The organism is Marinomonas sp., from assembly GCF_965225885.1.
Taxonomy (GTDB): Bacteria; Pseudomonadota; Gammaproteobacteria; order Pseudomonadales; family Marinomonadaceae; genus Marinomonas.
Genome location: NZ_OZ245329.1, coordinates 1,383,835 through 1,401,084, shown reverse-complemented (window position 1 = coordinate 1,401,084; position 17,250 = coordinate 1,383,835). Strand labels below are relative to the sequence as shown.

Annotated in this window: 17 protein-coding genes; 12 read left to right on the top strand and 5 right to left on the bottom strand. The window is 43.0% G+C overall.

Going from position 1 to position 17,250, the window contains the following annotated elements:
- Positions 1-109: 109 nt before the first annotated feature.
- From ACO05V_RS06570 to ACO05V_RS06555, 4 genes are all read right to left on the bottom strand, one after another.
- Positions 110-394 (bottom strand): oxidative damage protection protein, encoded by a 285-nt coding sequence (locus ACO05V_RS06570; RefSeq protein ID WP_421848700.1) that lies wholly within the window; start codon positions 392-394, stop codon positions 110-112.
- A 99-nt stretch (positions 395-493) separates the two neighbouring features.
- Complete coding sequence (chrA, locus tag ACO05V_RS06565) at positions 494-1,669, bottom strand: chromate efflux transporter (protein WP_421848698.1); 1,176 nt, start codon at positions 1,667-1,669, stop codon at positions 494-496.
- Positions 1,670-1,686: 17 nt separating this feature from the next.
- Positions 1,687-2,736: an A/G-specific adenine glycosylase gene (mutY, locus tag ACO05V_RS06560; RefSeq protein WP_421848696.1), complete on the bottom strand. Its 1,050-nt coding sequence runs from the start codon at positions 2,734-2,736 to the stop codon at positions 1,687-1,689.
- A 54-nt stretch (positions 2,737-2,790) separates the two neighbouring features.
- Complete coding sequence (locus ACO05V_RS06555; protein ID WP_421848694.1) at positions 2,791-5,220, bottom strand: AsmA family protein; 2,430 nt, start codon at positions 5,218-5,220, stop codon at positions 2,791-2,793.
- A 267-nt stretch (positions 5,221-5,487) separates the two neighbouring features.
- On the opposite strand from ACO05V_RS06555, the gene hisB reads away from it, so the two are divergent.
- The 4 genes from hisB to gshA all read left to right on the top strand — a co-directional run bounded on the left by hisB (position 5,488) and on the right by gshA (position 9,393).
- On the top strand, positions 5,488-6,081 hold the full coding sequence (gene hisB / locus ACO05V_RS06550) for an imidazoleglycerol-phosphate dehydratase HisB (RefSeq protein WP_072838962.1): 594 nt from the start codon (positions 5,488-5,490) through the stop codon (positions 6,079-6,081).
- 36 nt (positions 6,082-6,117) lie between these two features.
- Positions 6,118-6,780: an imidazole glycerol phosphate synthase subunit HisH gene (gene hisH, locus ACO05V_RS06545; protein WP_421856894.1), complete on the top strand. Its 663-nt coding sequence runs from the start codon at positions 6,118-6,120 to the stop codon at positions 6,778-6,780.
- 58 nt (positions 6,781-6,838) lie between these two features.
- Positions 6,839-7,612, top strand: coding sequence for an imidazole glycerol phosphate synthase subunit HisF (gene hisF, locus ACO05V_RS06540; protein ID WP_421848692.1), 774 nt, complete (start codon positions 6,839-6,841; stop codon positions 7,610-7,612).
- Positions 7,613-7,800: 188 nt separating this feature from the next.
- A complete protein-coding gene (gshA, locus tag ACO05V_RS06535) occupies positions 7,801-9,393 on the top strand; it encodes a glutamate--cysteine ligase (protein ID WP_421848690.1) in 1,593 nt (530 codons plus the stop codon).
- A gap of 115 nt (positions 9,394-9,508) precedes the next feature.
- Here the strand turns inward: gshA and yihA are convergent, their stop codons facing one another.
- Positions 9,509-10,153: a ribosome biogenesis GTP-binding protein YihA/YsxC gene (gene yihA, locus ACO05V_RS06530; protein ID WP_421848688.1), complete on the bottom strand. Its 645-nt coding sequence runs from the start codon at positions 10,151-10,153 to the stop codon at positions 9,509-9,511.
- Positions 10,154-10,477: 324 nt separating this feature from the next.
- On the opposite strand from yihA, the gene ACO05V_RS06525 reads away from it, so the two are divergent.
- From ACO05V_RS06525 to tatC, 8 genes are all read left to right on the top strand, one after another.
- Positions 10,478-11,101, top strand: a complete 624-nt coding sequence (locus tag ACO05V_RS06525; RefSeq protein WP_421848686.1) for a thiol:disulfide interchange protein DsbA/DsbL — start codon at positions 10,478-10,480, stop codon at positions 11,099-11,101.
- 16 nt (positions 11,102-11,117) lie between these two features.
- On the top strand, positions 11,118-12,644 hold the full coding sequence (locus tag ACO05V_RS06520; protein WP_421848684.1) for a GGDEF domain-containing protein: 1,527 nt from the start codon (positions 11,118-11,120) through the stop codon (positions 12,642-12,644).
- Positions 12,645-12,818: 174 nt separating this feature from the next.
- Entirely contained in the window at positions 12,819-13,574 is a 756-nt protein-coding gene (gene ubiE / locus ACO05V_RS06515) for a bifunctional demethylmenaquinone methyltransferase/2-methoxy-6-polyprenyl-1,4-benzoquinol methylase UbiE (RefSeq protein WP_421848682.1), read from the top strand.
- A gap of 2 nt (positions 13,575-13,576) precedes the next feature.
- Positions 13,577-15,220, top strand: coding sequence for a ubiquinone biosynthesis regulatory protein kinase UbiB (gene ubiB / locus ACO05V_RS06510; protein ID WP_421848680.1), 1,644 nt, complete (start codon positions 13,577-13,579; stop codon positions 15,218-15,220).
- Between the two features lie 16 nt (positions 15,221-15,236).
- Positions 15,237-15,569, top strand: coding sequence for a phosphoribosyl-ATP diphosphatase (locus tag ACO05V_RS06505; protein WP_421848678.1), 333 nt, complete (start codon positions 15,237-15,239; stop codon positions 15,567-15,569).
- A 16-nt stretch (positions 15,570-15,585) separates the two neighbouring features.
- On the top strand, positions 15,586-15,801 hold the full coding sequence (tatA, locus tag ACO05V_RS06500) for a Sec-independent protein translocase subunit TatA (RefSeq protein ID WP_421848676.1): 216 nt from the start codon (positions 15,586-15,588) through the stop codon (positions 15,799-15,801).
- A 3-nt stretch (positions 15,802-15,804) separates the two neighbouring features.
- A complete protein-coding gene (tatB, locus tag ACO05V_RS06495) occupies positions 15,805-16,269 on the top strand; it encodes a Sec-independent protein translocase protein TatB (protein ID WP_421848674.1) in 465 nt (154 codons plus the stop codon).
- Between the two features lie 36 nt (positions 16,270-16,305).
- Positions 16,306-17,076: a twin-arginine translocase subunit TatC gene (tatC, locus tag ACO05V_RS06490; protein WP_421848672.1), complete on the top strand. Its 771-nt coding sequence runs from the start codon at positions 16,306-16,308 to the stop codon at positions 17,074-17,076.
- Positions 17,077-17,250: the final 174 nt, after the last annotated feature.

The window sequence follows — 17,250 nt, the reverse complement described above, 5'->3', positions numbered from 1 at the left end:
ACACGGTAGTCGTTTAGCACTTAATCTAACCAACAAAAATGTCCCTTGTTAATTATTTAACGAGGGACATTTTTGTTGGTGCTATTACTTAAAAAATAGAGCCTATAACTTAGAGCTCTTTAATATCATCAGGATCAACATATCCCGCTAGCCTATCAGTTGCTTCATTATTGAAAAACTTATCCATCTGCTCCATCACATATTTGCGTGATTCAGGTTGCATCAAGTTCAGCTGTTTTTCATTAATCATCATTGTCTGAAGCTGCTGCCATTCTTGCCAAGCCTGCTTAGAAACATTTTGCAAGATCTCTTGGCCTTTTGCTCCGGGCAATGGCGCACGATCTAGCGCTTCCATTTCTTTCTGAAACTTCTTACAAAAAACAGTATTCGCCATAAAGATTTCTCGCCATCATAAATGTATAGAGTGAATAATGGCGTTAACACCAGATAATTCAAGGTCAAAATTTTTAATCGGCTTTTAAATTCAGCAACTTTATAAGCTTCGAATCAACCCGACCGTGATGAACACAATAATCAAGGCGAAAATCGATGGACGTTTATAAGCCAACCAAACAAACCCCAATCCAACAATAACAACATCCCACCACCCGATTAAACTTGACGTTCCAATTGGATGGTATAAGGCAGCCAACAATATTCCGACCACTGCGGCGTTCAAACTCGCTATAGCAGAACGAAACCTAGCATGATGAGACAAGCGTTGCCACGCAGCTTGCGCACTTAACATCAGCAGTAATCCGGATGAAAATACCGCTAAAGTGGCCACACCAGCCCACAACCAAATACTGTCACCTTCAGGTGTCGCCGATGCACCTAAAAAACTCGCCATGGTAAACATGGGGCCGGGAACCGCTTGAGCAGCAGCGTAACCCAATAGTAGATTAGAATCAGGGGGTGGAACGAAAGCCGACAACATTGGCAACACCACGTGCCCGCCACCGAAAACTAAAGCGCCAGCATGATAAAAATCAGCAAACAAACCACTCAAGCCGCTACCAAACAGGAAACTTGCAAAAAAAATCACCACAGCGACCGAAAAAAAACACCAAGCGAGGCGAACCTTAGGCAAAGATTCAGAGGCAGTTGCAACAATAGAAGGTCTTGCTAAAAAGCCAAAACACACAGCGATTAACAAAACAGTCAAACTAGCGAAACCAGAAGGAGATAAGACAATAAACGCCGCGCTAAAGACAGCGAGACCGGCCATAATTTTACTCTGACAAAAAGATCGCCACATACTAATACAAACGTCGGCCACAACCACAACCGCCAGAAGTTTTAAGGCATGAACTGTGCCGTCAAAAAATCGATTACCTTGCCAATGATTTCCAAATTGGGCTAATAAAACCATAACGACAAAAGACGGCAAAGTGAAAGCCACAAAAGCCGCGACAGCGCCCAGTAATCCAGCACGATGATAGCCCAAGGCAAAACCAACCTGACTCGACCCAGGACCCGGCACAATCTGACTAAGCGCCACCCATTGGGCATATTGAGCTTCACTCGCCCATTTTTTGCGCTGTATAAAGGTTTGATTAAAATAACCAAGATGAGTCGCAGGTCCACCAAAACTGGTAAAACCTAACAACAAGAAAGAGATAAAGACCTCTGTTACTCGTTTAAAATATGAGAGGTTTTTATCTGTCATCGCAAGAAGGCCTCAAATTAATTAATTTGTTCTAAAATACTTCTAACCGGCGCGGGCAACCCTAGCGCCATAGCGTCTTGTTGGCTAAACCATTGGTATTTATCACCTTCCGTCACCATTTTTGTGTCGGAAATTTGAATATGGCTTGGCGAGATATCCAAATGATAATGACTAAAAGTATGTCTAAAAGATGACAAGGATGTGACAGTGGTGACCTGAGTCGCAAAACGCTGTTCAATATGCAGCACCACCGATTCGTCCACTGCCAACTCAGGCAAACTCCAAAGCCCACCCCAAATTCCGGTAGAAGGACGCTTCTCCAATAACCATTGCCCTTGTTGATTGGTCAACACCATCAACTGAATGCTCTTCTCTGGCTTGGCAGCTTTTTTCGGTTTACGAATAGGATATTGTGTCGGGTCTTGACTAAGTCGAGCTTGGCAGTCACTTTGTAACGGACAGATCAAACACTGCGGTTTAGAACGAGTGCAAAGCGTCGCACCTAAATCCATCATGGCTTGCGTGTAATCGCCACAGCGCTCATTCGGCATATAATAATCCGCCAAATCCCACATGGCATTTTCGGTTTTTTTATTACCCGGCCAAGTGGGCACTGCATGGAAACGCGATAAAACACGCTTTACGTTGCCATCTAGAATCGCCGCTTGAACACCACGCGAAATAGACAAAATCGCCGCCGCTGTCGAACGCCCAATACCCGGTAACTCACACACACCCTCGACAGTCTGCGGAAACTCGCTGTCAAATTCGTCCACCAGCATTTTCGCCGCTTTATGCATATTACGCGCCCGAGCGTAATAACCTAAACCACTCCAATGGGCGAGCACGTCGTCTTGTTCGGCATCAGCCAGCGCTTCAACCGTTGGGAAAGACGTCATAAATTTATGGTAATAAGGAATCACTGTGGTCACTTGCGTTTGCTGCAACATGATTTCAGAAATCCATACTCGATAAGGTGTTTTGTTCTCTTGCCAAGGCAAACTTTTACGCCCGTGCTCATCAAACCACGCTAAAACACGGGGCGCAAAATTGTCAACTGGTTGCATTTATCTCTCACGTTCTTGGTACTTTAATCGCTCTATTTGTTGATCAAGCAGGGATTAAAACAAGCTCTTTAATTTATCTTTTAGCTTTTCTTTCAATTTTTCTTCTTCGGCCTGACGTTTTTCTTCCAGCTCAGCTTTAAGCTTTGCCTCCTTCTCTTTCAGACGAGCTTTTTCGGCATCAAGTTTCGTTTTCAATTCAGCTTGAAGGCGAACTTTTTCTGCCTCCGCTTTCGCCCTTAATTCAGCTTCTTTTTCTTTCAAGCGGGCTTTCTCTGCCTCTAATTTGAGTTTTAATTCTGCTTTGGCTAAATCTGCGAATAGGGCTCCAAATCCTTTGATATCCGGACGGCACAATCCTGCAGGGTCATCACTAAATTTTCCTTTACAAACAATAGGAAACGCCAACTGAGTCACTTTCTCATTGACCCGACAAGCTTTATCTAATGCACTGCCCGAAATACCAACATTGGCTTGATAATCCAAAGAAGAACCGGGAAGAGATACCACACCATCTCCCGTCACCTGAATGCCTGCCGAGTTTATTTTCAACCCTGGTGTCGACACTTGTCCATTCGTTATGTGAGCAGGAAAACGCATGGTTTCAAACGGTGTATCTGGGCCAAACTGCTGAGCATTAATTTTATCTTTATTAATCGCCGCAATGCCTTCGCACACCGTTTTGGTAAGGTTAGTCCCAACCAAGGCACCATTTTTAATTTCTACCAGTAAATCACCTTGTAGAGACGACATAAGATTGTTAATGCTATTACCTTTGGCGCTGATTTCACCATTCAGGTAGGTCGCTCCTGCGATTTTATCTAGATCCATAAAATCAACCAGCAAAGGCTGAATTTGTACGCCATCAATAACAGGTGAAACATTGAAAACTGGCGTGATGCCTCGCACATCTAAACTGACTTTTGAAGACATACTGCCTTTGTACAAGGAAGCACGAAGAGGAGAAATGTTCACCAAACCATGCAACTGAGTGGAATCCAGCTCTATTTTGTCGATTTTTAACTTTTTAGCCGTGAGGTTTTCAAACACAATGCCCACATGACCATTTAAAGAACGGATCAAATCGATTGGAATCAATGCGCCCGTATCAAGATCATTTTGTGAAGTTGCCTTAAAGGATTCTGCACCAGATCCATTTTGCGCCGTTGCATTATTTTCACCTTTAGAAGCAGACGCTGCAACAGTCGTAACATCTGCTAAATCAGCACCTTCTTCGCTTTTTTCAACAGGCGTTGGCAAATAGCGATCAAGATCTAAGTTTTTACCGGCAATACTCACATCCCAACGCAAAGGCGATAAATCCACCACGGCATTGGCTTCGATATTGGTATTGTCTAACGCAATAGAAATTGGCTGCGCTGTAATGGAATCTAAGCTACCTTCTAGCGTGATATTGGCACGTGCTTTGGTCAGCGCGGTATCATCTGACATGTCTGGCAAGGGCAAATTTAAACGTGTCATTAAATAGCGTGGATTAAACTCCCCAATGGACAATGCCGCTGAAAATTGAGGTTCGCTCAATACTTGATAAGCTTGAATTTTAGCATCGACATTTACACCCAAAACACTTAATGCCAAACCTTCCACCAAAACATTCTCTTGGGGTAAATCAAGATCCACATTGGCTGCACTGAGTTTTGCACTAATTGGGCTAGCGGGCAGCAAATCGCTTTCGACTTCCCCTGATAAAACTAAAGAGTCTAGCGATAAAGATTCGCGCTCAGGGAAAACAGCAAGATTGGCGTTTAACGTCGCTTTCGCCTTGATTGGTGATTTGCCCTGTAAGTCACTTTGCGTCACGGCGATGTCCATCACCATAGGCCAAGCTTTGTCCCACTGGACATCATTTAGCTGTACATTCAATGTTGCATTAATGAGTTGCTTCGTTTGCTCATCACGATATTGCACTTGCGCGTTTTCAATACGCAACTCATCAAGCTGAATCTCTGGTAATTTAATTTTTTCAGCGGTGTTATTCGCAACATTATTGGCAGCTGTATTTGCTGTGTTAGTGGAAGCACTTGCCACTTCAGAAGTCTTTGACGCATTAGTAGCGTTTGTCGCAGACGTATTGTCTGGCAAGTCTAGCTGCCAATTACCTTGGCCTTGTGCATTTTTATTTAAACTGGCTTTTAGGTTTACGAGGTTAACTTTGTTGACCTGAATCTTTTGTTCCAATAACGGCATAATGGCCAAACCAAACTCGGCACGATCAAACTTCAATATTTCAGCATCCGAACCTAAGGCAACGCCGATGTCTTCTAACTCGAGTCCAAGCCAAGGAAAAAACGACCAACTAATATCGCCATCTAGACGTAAATTAACATTAGCTTTTTCTAACGCTACGCTTTTTAGCTCGTCTTTAAAATCATTGGGATTTACAAACAACATAACGTACGCCAACAAAATGGCAACAACGGCTAATAAACCAGCCACCAGCAGTGAAAGTCGCTTTATCCAAACCATGACAAACTCCTTAATAAATGTATTGCGACAAATGCGTTCAACCTAATCTGAAACCTAACTAAGAACGCATTCTGCATTGAATAGATGTCATATCATAGCATTCGAATTAAGAGTTTATCGACGCAATAGCGACAACTCATCAAAAAACAACCAGTCAAGGCATAGAAGCCAAAGAGCCCACGTTCTATAATGGGGAAATTATGTCATGCTCTTATTATACAAACACGTGACGACCATTCGTCACCATCATTGTGGAGAAACCAATCAATGTCAGATCGCATTGCCAGTGTCGAGCGTAATACGCTTGAAACTCAGATCAAGGTGTCGATTAACTTAGACGGTACCGGTAAATTCAACTGCGTCACAGGTGTTCCTTTCCTTGATCACATGCTTGAGCAAGTAGCACGTCATGGTCTGATTGACTTAGACATTCATGCAGTTGGCGACCTTCACATTGATGCTCACCACACAGTCGAAGATTTGGGCATCACTTTAGGACAAGCTTTTGACATTGCTGTTGGCGATAAAAAAGGCATCAAACGCTATGGCCACGCTTATGTACCATTAGACGAGGCTTTATCTCGTGTAGTCATCGATTTTTCTGGCCGTCCAGGTTTAGAAATGCATGTACCTTTTACTCGCGGTTCGGTTGGCGGCTTTGATGTGGATTTATTTTCTGAGTTCTTCCACGGCTTTATCAACCACGCCAAAGTTACGTTGCATCTAGACAACCTACGCGGCAAAAATACTCACCACCAAGCGGAAACCATTTTCAAAGCATTTGGACGTGCGTTACGCATGGCGTTAGAAGCTGATGAGCGCATGGCAGGACAAATGCCTTCCACTAAAGGCTCTTTGTAGGATTCTCTTAGTTTGATCGGTATGAGTATGAGCAGTATGAGTGAGATGAAAAAATCCACAGTCGCCGTAATCGACTACGGCATGGGCAACCTTCACTCGGTTGCCAAGGCCCTCGAATTCGTTGCTGATGAAAATACCACGGTCATTGTAACCAGTGACCCAGCGGTGATTGATGCAGCAGATCGTGTGTTGTTACCAGGTGTTGGCGCGATTCGTGACTGTATCGGTGAAATGTACAATGCCGGACTGGTTCCGAGCATTCGTAAAGCCATGGCGGAAAAGCCTTTTCTCGCTATTTGTGTTGGCATTCAGTCTTTGATGTCTCACAGTGAAGAAAACGGCGGCGTAGATTGTTTGAATCATTTCCAAGGCAACGCTTTGTTCTTTGGTGAAAAACACACAGATCATGATGGCAGCAAACTTAAAGTGCCACACATGGGTTGGAATCAAGTTAAGAACACCATAAACCACCCTCTTTGGGCGGACATTCCAGACAACGCGCGCTTTTACTTCGTACACAGTTTTTATGTGGTACCAGAGAACAAAAGCGAAGTCGCGGGTACCTGTGATTATGGTTTGGAATTTTGCGTGGCCCTCGCCCGAGACAATGTTTTTGCGGTGCAGTTTCACCCAGAAAAAAGCCATAAAGACGGCCTTCAGCTTTATAAAAACTTCCTTCACTGGGATGGCAAGCCATAACGGCGAGCCATTGAGTTTGTTTAGATAGAAGCATATTAGATTCTAGGAGCGCCATTTTATGGGCTTAGCAAAACGTATTATTCCTTGCCTTGATGTGGACAATGGCCGCGTTGTAAAAGGTGTTCAGTTCGTCGATATTCGTGACGCAGGCGACCCAGTTGAAGTGGCAAAGCGCTACAACGAACAAGGCGCTGATGAGATTACTTTTCTAGACATCACCGCCAGTTCTGATGATCGCGAAACAACGGTTCACATGGTCGAAGCCATTGCCAGCCAAGTGTTTATTCCCTTGACTGTAGGCGGCGGCATTCGTACCTGCGAAGACATTCGTCGCATGTTAAACGCAGGTGCTGACAAAGTCGGCATTAACACCGCAGCGGTGTTTAACCCTGAATTTGTACGTGAAGCCGCTCAACGCTTTGGTTCACAATGTATCGTTGTGGCTATTGATGCCAAAAAAGTCAGTGCGGAAGGCGAACCAGACAAATGGGAGATTTTCACCCACGGCGGTCGTAAACCAACCGGACTAGACGCCGTTGAATGGGCCAAGAAAATGGTGGAATACGGCGCAGGAGAAATCCTGTTAACCAGTATGGATCGTGATGGCACTAAAAATGGTTTTGATCTTGGCGTCACCCGAGCAATCAGTGAAGCGGTTCATGTGCCAGTCATTGCCTCTGGCGGTGTTGGCAACTTAGATCATCTTGTTGATGGCGTTATTGAAGGCAAAGCCGATGCGGTATTGGCGGCGAGCATTTTCCATTTTGGTGAATACAGCATTCAACAAGCAAAGCAGCGTATGACCGATGCTGGCATTGAAATGCGCCTTTAGTTATTAGACAGACATCGGATAAAAAATAAAAAACGTGATGCTCCAACATCGCGTTTTTTATTTTCTTATCCTTTGTCGGGAAGTCAGCATTTTTTGTGCATAGAGTATCTGTTGCTTGCTGCGAATAAGCTCTGCCGAGTACAATCCCTGAAATTCAATTTTGCCTTATTCAATAGAAGGAAGACTTCTTGACCACCTTAACTGATGCTTTGCAAGCGTTGGCCAATCATTGCCAACAAGCCGCGACGACTTCTATCTTAACCTTTCATCGTGGCGTGGAACGAGAAGCGCTACGAGTTGACCGCACTAAAGGCCGCATTTCGCATAAGCCCCACCCGAAAGCATTGGGCTCCGCACTGACTCACAGTTCAATCACGACAGATTATTCAGAATCTTTGATGGAGTTTATTACAGGTGTTCACCCAAGTGTTGAGGGTGTTATCCAAGAGCTAGAAGACATTCATAATCTGGTCAACCACGAACTGTACAAACAAGATGAATGCTTATGGCCAGCCAGTATGCCTTGCTATTTAGCGGGCAACGAAGATGTTCCAATTGCGTATTACGGTGAATCAAACACTGGCAAGCTTAAACGTGTTTACCGGGAAGGCTTGTCGAATCGCTATGGTCGTATCATGCAATGTATTGCTGGCATGCATTACAATTTCTCTTTTGATAAAGACTTTTGGGCTTTTTTAGAAAACTATAAAGGCAAATCCAATCTTTCTGTAGCTGAAAAACAAGCATTTCAATCCGATAGCTATTTTGCTTTGATCCGTAACTTCCGTCGCGGCTCTTGGATGTTGTCTTTATTGTTTGGTGCATCACCCGCTATCGATGAAAGCTTTTTACCTAAAAAACCTGATAGTCTGACTGCGCTTGAGAAAAACACTTGGTTTGGCCCCAAAGCCACCTCACTGCGCATGAGTGACCTTGGTTATCAAAACAAAGCCCAAGCCGATTTATACGTGTGTTACAACGAAGTTGAAACCTACATCAGCACCGTAAGAAAAGCCCTGCAGATGCCTTATCAGCGCTACCAAGACATTGGTGTGAAAGTTGATGGTCAATATCGTCAGCTTAACAGTAATTTATTGCAAATCGAAAATGAGTATTACAGCGATATTCGTCCAAAACGCGTTACTCAACCTGGCGAACATCCAAGTGCCGCCTTGCATGCTAGAGGTGTTGAATACATTGAAGTGCGCATCATGGATCTCGATCCAAGTTCTTCTATTGGCATGCAATCTTCTACTTTGTATTTCATCGACGTGTTTCTGCTTTACTGCATGCTCCGCGGCGATGAATACCTAGGTAGCGATGAGTGCGATCAACTTCGTAAGATGCAGCAAGAAATTGCATCTCACGGCCGCGACCTAGATATGGACTTTGATTTCGGCCAAGGCCCAACCAAACTTCGTACGAAAGCAGAAGACATGCTGAACTCACTCGCTGAAGTCGCGGAATTTTTGTCTAATAAAACAGGCAATCCGGCTTACAAACACGCAGTAGAAGTTCAACGAGAAAAATTAATCAATGAAACACTACTGCCTTCCGCTCAGCTACTCGAGCGCAGCAAGGCACAACAAGGCTATCAAAATGCCATGTTAATGCTATCAAAAGAACAGCAAACAGAATGGATGTCTCGCCCTTTATCCGATGAACTGACCCGCGAGTTTATGGAAAAAGCCGAACAATCATTACAGGATCAAGAAGCCATTGAAGCCGCCGATGAAGTGGACTTTGATACTTTCCTAGCGGCTTATTTAACACCGCAGTAAATCAGGCTTTTAGAACTGGCAGACATAAAAAAAGCCTCATGTGGGGCTTTTTTTATTTTTATGGCTGTTCGAGATTTTCGCAGGACGTCACGAGCATTTAGATAAAAATGCGCTATTATGCGTTTGGCGAAACAGGAATCCCTTCAAGATTATCCAGTACCAGCCATTCAGCCAGCTTAATTCGTAAATCATCAACGCCATCGCCACTCAAAGAAGAGAAACTTTGTACCGAGCCATCAACGCCAAGTGTTTTTAGAACTTTCTGAACAGCCAACATAGTGGATTTTGCCGGCCCACGTTTTAGCTTGTCAGACTTGGTTAACAGCACATGAACTTTCATGCCGTTTGATTTTGCCCAATCCAGCATCATTTCATCAAATTCTTTTAGTGGATGACGTATGTCCATTACCAAAACAACGCCAGCCAAAGAGCGACGATTCATCAAGTAATCTTGCATATGAGCTTGCCAAACTTTTTTCATGGCAATGGGCACTTTAGCGAAGCCGTACCCCGGAAGGTCAATCAGTCGACGGTCGTCAACGTTCAAGCCAAAACAGTTAATCAACTGAGTTCGTCCAGGTGTTTTTGACGTTCGTGCTAACTTCTTTTGGTTGGTAAGAGTGTTTAGTGCAGTAGATTTACCTGCATTTGATCGACCGGCAAATGCAACTTCGACACCTTGGTCTAAAGGACATTGAGAAAGTTTTTCAGCACTCTTAATGAAATGTGCGGATTGGAAAGTGGAGTCAAAAGGGGTCATAAGTTGATATTCGTCAATAGATTCGGATTTGCATTCAGATTTATTTCAATTGCTGTATATAATGCCAGCAAATATGGAAATATGCCATGTTAAACTCGATTGCCTATCTTAATCTGGGTAAATGAACACGATTGAGACAAGGATTTACAAAACAAGACAAATAACGACCAATAAATAGACCTTATTCGTGTAAGTTTTGTGTGAACTTACTGGAAAATTAGAACCTTAAGTCTTTGATGGAATCGTATTCTGTTGTAATTCTGTGCATGATGTAAGAATACCTTTAAAAGTTTACTAAACCATTATTTAGACTAGGAGTCCTCCATGATTAAGCTGTTTTCAGCACTCATACTTTCTCTTCTCATCCCTCTGACAGCCGCTGCAGCTGAATACAGTGATGGCAACGGTTACACAACCATCAAAACACCAGTTCGCACCAGCGATCCAAGTAAAATCGAAGTGACTGAGATTTTTTGGTATGGATGTCCTCACTGCTACAAATTAGAGCCTATTACTCAAGCTTGGAAAAAAGACCTACCAAGTGATGTTGATTTTAAATTCTTACCAGCCGTATTTGGTCGTGGTTGGTTAGCGCATGCAAAAGCCTTTTATGTTGCCGATTTACTTGGTATAGAAGATAAACTTCGCGCGGATCTTTTTAACGCTATCCATGTTGAACGCCGTAATCTAAGCTCTGAAGATACACTGGCTGCTTTCTTTGCAAACTACGGAGTCAGCGAAGATGAGTTTCACAAACAATTCAATTCATTTGCTGTGAATAGCCGTCTTAGCCAAGCCGATGCCAAAATTCGTGCTTACGGTGCTCGTGGCGTACCTGGATTAATCGTGAACGGCAAATACTTGGTAAGCGCTGAAACTGCAAACGGCAATGAAAACATCTACAAAGTCGTTGATTTTCTAATTGAAAAAGAACGTCAGAAAAAATAAAAAAGAATGAGGCGATATGACGGAATCATCAAGCGATAAATTGATAGAAGTGTTACGTAAAGCGGTTTCCAGAACCAGCATGCTTGCTGAAGGAAATGGCCCCGAACTTGATTCCGTTGTTCGCCAAATTCGCCAAGTCATAACCAAAGGGGCGAATGCTCAAGAAATACAAGATGCACTCAATAACGCTGAGCCACTTCTTATTAAAAGCGATGAAGCTCAAATAAGCCGAGCTAAACAGGTTAGAAGTACACTACAAGAACTTATCGATCTACTTGAAAAGCAAGACAGTAAAAGAGTTCCTCAAAATGAAAAAAAACAACTTGAGGCTCAAATACGCCTACATTGGCAAGTCTCTTCTCAATGGCCAGATCTGCTAAAAAGCTTTTTATCGCTTGCTGAAAAAACATTAACCCAAACGGAATCAAGCCAACCTAAAGGTTCACTGTTCCGTCGTTTTTTCAACCGTGACTTAGAAACCAAGTCTCAGAAAAACGACCAAGAAATCATGATGCAAATTAGCCATACTCTGGCTGGGCTAATGAATAATTTATCACTGCCAAGTCATTATGATGAAGACATTCTTGATTTAAAAAAGGCGCTTTTAGGCAACGACAACATCCAACAACTGCCAGGGTTACTTGATGAAGTGATCAACTTTATTATGATCGCTATTGGCAAAACTCAAGAGAGTTTGACCAATTACCTTAATCAACTAAACAAACAACTTGCCAGCATCAATGAATCTATCTCCAACAGCTATCATTCGCAGAAATCATTATCTGAAAGCCGAGAAGGCTTTAACAGCAAATTACAAAAGCAAGTAACAGATACGTCCCAAGCAATTCAAGGTGCAAACGATTTAGATAGTCTAAAAACACTTATTAACGATAGGTTGTCGACGATTTCTAGTACCATGACTGAATACAAAACCCAGATGATGGAGCAGGAAAAGCACGCCACCCAATCCATCACTCTATTAAAAAATAAAGTCACGCGAATGGAAAAGGACACTGTCTCTTTACGTTCTTTGTTACAAGAAAAGCTGGCTCAAGCAATGACAGATTCGCTGACAGATTTACCGAACCGTACAGCCTATCAAGATGCTATTTTACCCCTATGCAAAATCATGCAAAAAACCCAGAAAACCGTTTGCCTAGCGGTCTGTGACATAGATCACTTCAAAAAAGTGAACGACACTTGGGGGCATCTGGCGGGCGACAAAGTATTACGTCTAGTGCCAAAACAAATACGCAATGCTTTATCAAAAGAAGATCTTATCTTCCGTTATGGTGGCGAAGAGTTTGTTATTGCTTTTCCAGATACGAATTTAGCTCAAGCAATTGAACGCGCTGAAGCTATTCGGCTTGCCGTGTCGCAAGCGCCATTCAACATGCAAGGTGAGCCTGTTTCGATTTCCATTTCGATAGGCATCGCTGAGCTTCAGAATCAAGAAGATCCAGAATCCTTGTTCGCCAGAGCAGACAAACAACTCTATTTAGCAAAAGAGGCAGGACGAAATAGAGTCATGGCAAGTAAATAGTTTAAGCAAAGCAGTACCAGAGCCACGCTGTCGCGGTTACAATAACCCCTAAATTGAATGCAATGCTGTCAAACATCGACAAAGCGATTACATTAAGCTTTTCAATAGGCTATCCAATAAAGCTTTTCAATAAAGAGAATGGCGAGCGATGCCGCCACTAGGATGAAGTAGTTTATGCAAGACGATCAGAAAAAAACCACCGACTTTGGCTTCAAAGAAATCCCAACCGATGAGAAAGCAAAAGCTGTCGCGCAAGTTTTTCATTCCGTAGCGGCAAAATACGACATCATGAACGATTTAATGTCTGGCGGTATTCATCGCCTATGGAAGCGACATACTATCAGCCAATCAGGTGTTCGTGCTGGCAATTGCGTATTGGACATCGCGGGTGGTACTGGTGATTTGACGGTTAAATTTTCTCGTCTTGTGGGTAGCGAAGGCCAAGTCATCCTAGCTGACATCAACGATTCTATGCTCAAAGTTGGCCGAGACAAACTTGCCAATCAAGGCATTGTTGGCAACGTAAAATTTGTTCAAGCCAACGCAGAAGCCCTTCCTTTCCCTGACGACACTTTCGACTGCATTACCATTGCTTTTGGTTTACGCAATGTCACTGACAAATCCAAAGCGCTTGCGTCTATGTATCGTGTTTTAAAACCTGGCGGACGCTTGTTAGTACTGGAATTTTCTAAACCAGAATCAGAGCTTTTATCGCAAGTCTACGACCAATACTCTTTCCGCCTGCTTCCAGCAATGGGCAAATTAATTGCCAATGACGCAGACAGTTACCGCTATCTTGCCGAATCTATCCGTATGCACCCAGATCAAGAAACCTTAAAAGGCATGATGGATGAAGTTGGATTTGAACGCACCAGCTACCAAAATTTAACGGGCGGCATTGTTGCGCTTCATAAAGGATTTAAATTCTAGTTATGTTGATCAGTACTTTTCGCTTACTGCGCATACTCTATACGGTAATGCGCTTTCGTCTTGATGTGTTCATTCCCTTTGCTGTTTTGCCTTGGTATATCCGCTATACAGTTGGCCTTTTTTGCTCCATTGGACGCAAGCGTGCTAGTCAAAATAAAGGCGAACGTCTCCGTTTGGCACTAGAGTCTCTTGGGCCTATTTTTGTTAAGTTCGGACAAATATTATCAACGCGCCGAGATTTGTTAGACGACGATATCGCTGATGAATTAGCTAAACTGCAAGACAAAGTCCCCGCCTTTCCCGGTCACATTGCCCAAGCCATTGTCGAAAGGGATTTAAAAGCACCAGTATCTGAACTGTTTGCTGAGTTTTCAGCAACGCCTCTGGCTTCGGCCTCTATTGCACAAGTCCATACTGCTAAACTGCATTCTGGCGAAGACGTGGTTGTCAAAGTCATTCGCCCGAAGATTGAAAAAACCATCAGTAAAGACATTAGCTTACTCTACACATTGGCGCATCTTGTTGCTAACTTGAGCGCCGATGGTCGTCGATTAAGACCTGTCGAAGTAGTCACAGATTACGAATACACTATTCTTGATGAATTGGACCTTGCCAAAGAAGCAGGTAACACAGGTTTATTGCAACGCAACTTTACCAACTCTGACTTGCTGTATGTGCCTCAAGTCCATTGGGATTACAGTCACCGCAACATCATGGTGATGGAGCGCATCTCTGGAATTCCAGTGGCCGATATTGCCGCCCTTAACAAAGCTAATGTAGACATGAAATGCTTAGCAGAACGCGGCGTTGAGATCTTTTTTACTCAAGTTTTTTCACACAGCTTTTTCCATGCCGACATGCATCCTGGCAATATTTTTGTTGATGTCACTAATCCTCAGAAGCCCAAATATATTGCCATTGACTGCGCCATTATGGGCAGTCTAGATGATGCAGATAAAAGCTACTTAGCACGTAATCTTTTAGCTTTTTTCCAGCGCGATTACCGCATGGTGGCAGAACTTCATGTAGAAAGTGGCTGGGTTCCTAAAGGCACGCCGGTTCATGCTTTTGAATCCGCTATTCGCAGTGTTTGTGAACCTATGTTCGCCAAACCACTTAAAGATATCTCTTTTGGCCAGGTGCTCATTGGCTTATTCCAAACGGCGCGACGCTTTAATATGGAAGTGCAACCGCAATTGGTTTTATTAGAAAAAACACTGCTAAATATTGAAGGGTTAGGTCGTCAGCTTTATCCAGACTTAGACCTATGGGTGACAGCTAAGCCCTTCTTAGAGCGCTGGATGCGAGAACAAATGGGGCCAAAACGCGTAATGGAAGAAGTCCGCAAACAAGCGCCACAATGGGCGGGTCAATTACCACAAATTCCTAATTTAGTGTTTACTGCATTATCTCAAATGTCTCACCAAGAAGAACGCATGCAGGCGCAAACTGAGGCAATTGATCAACTGGGTAAAGAATTAAAAAAAGGCCGACAAAATATCCCTTTCCGATTGCTTGGACTACTAAGCTTAGGGGCGGCTTGGATTATTACTGACCCGGCTTCTTTAACGCATATAAAAGACGCCGATTTAACCAGTTTAGGACTGTTTTTAGTAGGAATTTACCTGCTTGTCTTAAAACCGTAACCTTTGAGAGACTATAATGAAATCCGATGTATTGGCTGAATTAGCAGCCACTCTAGAAGAACGTAAAACCGCAGCAGCAGACTCTTCTTATGTTGCTAGTCTACACGCAAAGGGGTTAAATAAGATCCTTGAAAAAGTAGGCGAAGAAAGCATAGAAACCATTATTGCGGCGAAAGATTCCGTTATCTCCGGCGATAAATCTGATGTGATTTATGAAACTGCAGATTTATGGTTTCACACACTTGTCATGTTATCTCATCTAGATATTAGCCCAGATGCTATACTTGATGAACTAGCACGCAGGTTTAACTTGTCTGGCTTAGAAGAAAAGGCCAGTCGCACCAAATAAGCAATAGGAGAAAGATATGTTAGGTGGAATCAGTATTGGGCAATTATTAATCGTTTTGGCCATTTTGGTACTTATTTTCGGCACTAAAAAATTAAAGAATCTTGGCTCTGATTTAGGTGGCGCAGTCAAAGGCTTTAAAGAAGCTGTCGACAAAAACGACACTGAAGAAGAAAAAACAGCTCAGCACAAAGTGATTGATGCTGAAGTCAAAAAAGATGAGAAGAGCGCCTAATCTGTGTTCGACATTGGCTTTTCTGAGTTACTCGTTGTTTTCGTGGTAGGTTTGTTGATTCTGGGCCCTGAGAGATTACCTTACGCCGCGAAAACGGCAGGGCTATGGGTTCGTAAGATTCGTCGCAGTATTAATTCAGTGCAAAGAGAAATCAATGCACAGCTGGATCACGAAGAACTGCAGCAGAAAATCAACGAGACCAACCAACGCCTTCTAAAAGAAGGCCAAGCGATTCAAAATACCATTACACCCTATCCTGAAGGTTACGAAATCAAAAAGGATAAAATAGAGCCTACGAAAACCTCTGAGCAGCTGAAAGTAGAAGACGCTGACGATGAAGCTCTTGAAAAAGAAATGCCGCCATCTATGTCTGATGAATCAGCAACAGCAGATAAAGCAGACTCCACTGAGGCGCAACGAATGGACGAAGTCGAAAAAACGCCCGAAATAACGGCTTCTCGAACTTAATCATTATTTAAACTACGCGCGGACATGTGACGCATTATGAGTACAGATTCTTCCAATCAAGCACCACTTGTCGCTCATCTTATCGAGCTAAGAAATCGTTTATTAAAGTGTGTTATCGCCATACTCATTCTCTTTCTTGGCTTATATTCTTTTGCCAATGATTTATACCTGATTGTTTCTGAGCCATTACGACTATTACTCCCTCCCGGTAGCTCGTTGATTGCAACCGAAGTAGCATCACCCTTTCTTGCACCACTCAAGCTAACCTTTGCAGTCGCGGTACTAATATCCGTTCCTTATACTCTTTTTCAAGCTTGGTCATTTATTGCGCCAGCCCTGTATAAAAATGAAAAGCAAATTGCGATTCCCTTGCTGGTTTCCAGCATCTTTCTTTTTTATGCTGGCGTTCTATTTGCCTACTATGTTGTCTTACCACTTATTTTTGGCTTTTTCACAACGGTAGGACCAGGCGAAGTGACCGTTATGACAGATATTAATAACTACTTAAATTTCGTCTTAAAGTTATTTTTTGCCTTTGGTGTAACGTTTGAAATCCCTGTTGCCACCTACCTGCTCATTAAAGCCGGCGTCACTACGGTTGCAACCTTATCCAAAAAACGCCCTTATATTTTTCTAGGTTGTTTTGTAGTCGGCATGCTCATTACGCCACCGGATATTTTCTCGCAAACCTTACTCGCTATCCCAATGTGGATGCTATTCGAACTAGGCTTAATCGCTGGCCGAACAGTAAAAGTTGTTGTCGATGGCAGTGAAGAAGCAGAAAGAGAGTCTTCACAAGCTTCTTAATTTGCTTGCACTTTATAGTCCTACACTAAAACGCCTCAGTTCAACTGGGGCTTTTTTTTGCACCACACAATAAAAAAACGATTAATCACATAAAATAAAACACTATTTCATTTTAATTTTTTACGTTATATTCTAAAGATCTCATGCAATTTCAACGTTCAGCATGAGCAAAAA

What these genes read in the sequence shown, in the direction of transcription:
- ACO05V_RS06570 (WP_421848700.1), bottom strand. Translation starts at nt 394, where the DNA reads ATGGCGAATACTGTTTTTTGTAAGAAGTTTCAGAAAGAAATGGAAGCG.
- chrA (WP_421848698.1), bottom strand. Translation starts at nt 1,669, where the DNA reads ATGACAGATAAAAACCTCTCATATTTTAAACGAGTAACAGAGGTCTTT.
- mutY (WP_421848696.1), bottom strand. Translation starts at nt 2,736, where the DNA reads ATGCAACCAGTTGACAATTTTGCGCCCCGTGTTTTAGCGTGGTTTGAT.
- ACO05V_RS06555 (WP_421848694.1), bottom strand. Translation starts at nt 5,220, where the DNA reads ATGGTTTGGATAAAGCGACTTTCACTGCTGGTGGCTGGTTTATTAGCC.
- hisB (WP_072838962.1), top strand. Translation starts at nt 5,488, where the DNA reads ATGTCAGATCGCATTGCCAGTGTCGAGCGTAATACGCTTGAAACTCAG.
- hisH (WP_421856894.1), top strand. Translation starts at nt 6,118, where the DNA reads ATGAGTGAGATGAAAAAATCCACAGTCGCCGTAATCGACTACGGCATG.
- hisF (WP_421848692.1), top strand. Translation starts at nt 6,839, where the DNA reads ATGGGCTTAGCAAAACGTATTATTCCTTGCCTTGATGTGGACAATGGC.
- yihA (WP_421848688.1), bottom strand. Translation starts at nt 10,153, where the DNA reads ATGACCCCTTTTGACTCCACTTTCCAATCCGCACATTTCATTAAGAGT.
- ACO05V_RS06525 (WP_421848686.1), top strand. Translation starts at nt 10,478, where the DNA reads ATGATTAAGCTGTTTTCAGCACTCATACTTTCTCTTCTCATCCCTCTG.
- ACO05V_RS06520 (WP_421848684.1), top strand. Translation starts at nt 11,118, where the DNA reads ATGACGGAATCATCAAGCGATAAATTGATAGAAGTGTTACGTAAAGCG.
- ubiE (WP_421848682.1), top strand. Translation starts at nt 12,819, where the DNA reads ATGCAAGACGATCAGAAAAAAACCACCGACTTTGGCTTCAAAGAAATC.
- ubiB (WP_421848680.1), top strand. Translation starts at nt 13,577, where the DNA reads ATGTTGATCAGTACTTTTCGCTTACTGCGCATACTCTATACGGTAATG.
- ACO05V_RS06505 (WP_421848678.1), top strand. Translation starts at nt 15,237, where the DNA reads ATGAAATCCGATGTATTGGCTGAATTAGCAGCCACTCTAGAAGAACGT.
- tatA (WP_421848676.1), top strand. Translation starts at nt 15,586, where the DNA reads ATGTTAGGTGGAATCAGTATTGGGCAATTATTAATCGTTTTGGCCATT.
- tatC (WP_421848672.1), top strand. Translation starts at nt 16,306, where the DNA reads ATGAGTACAGATTCTTCCAATCAAGCACCACTTGTCGCTCATCTTATC.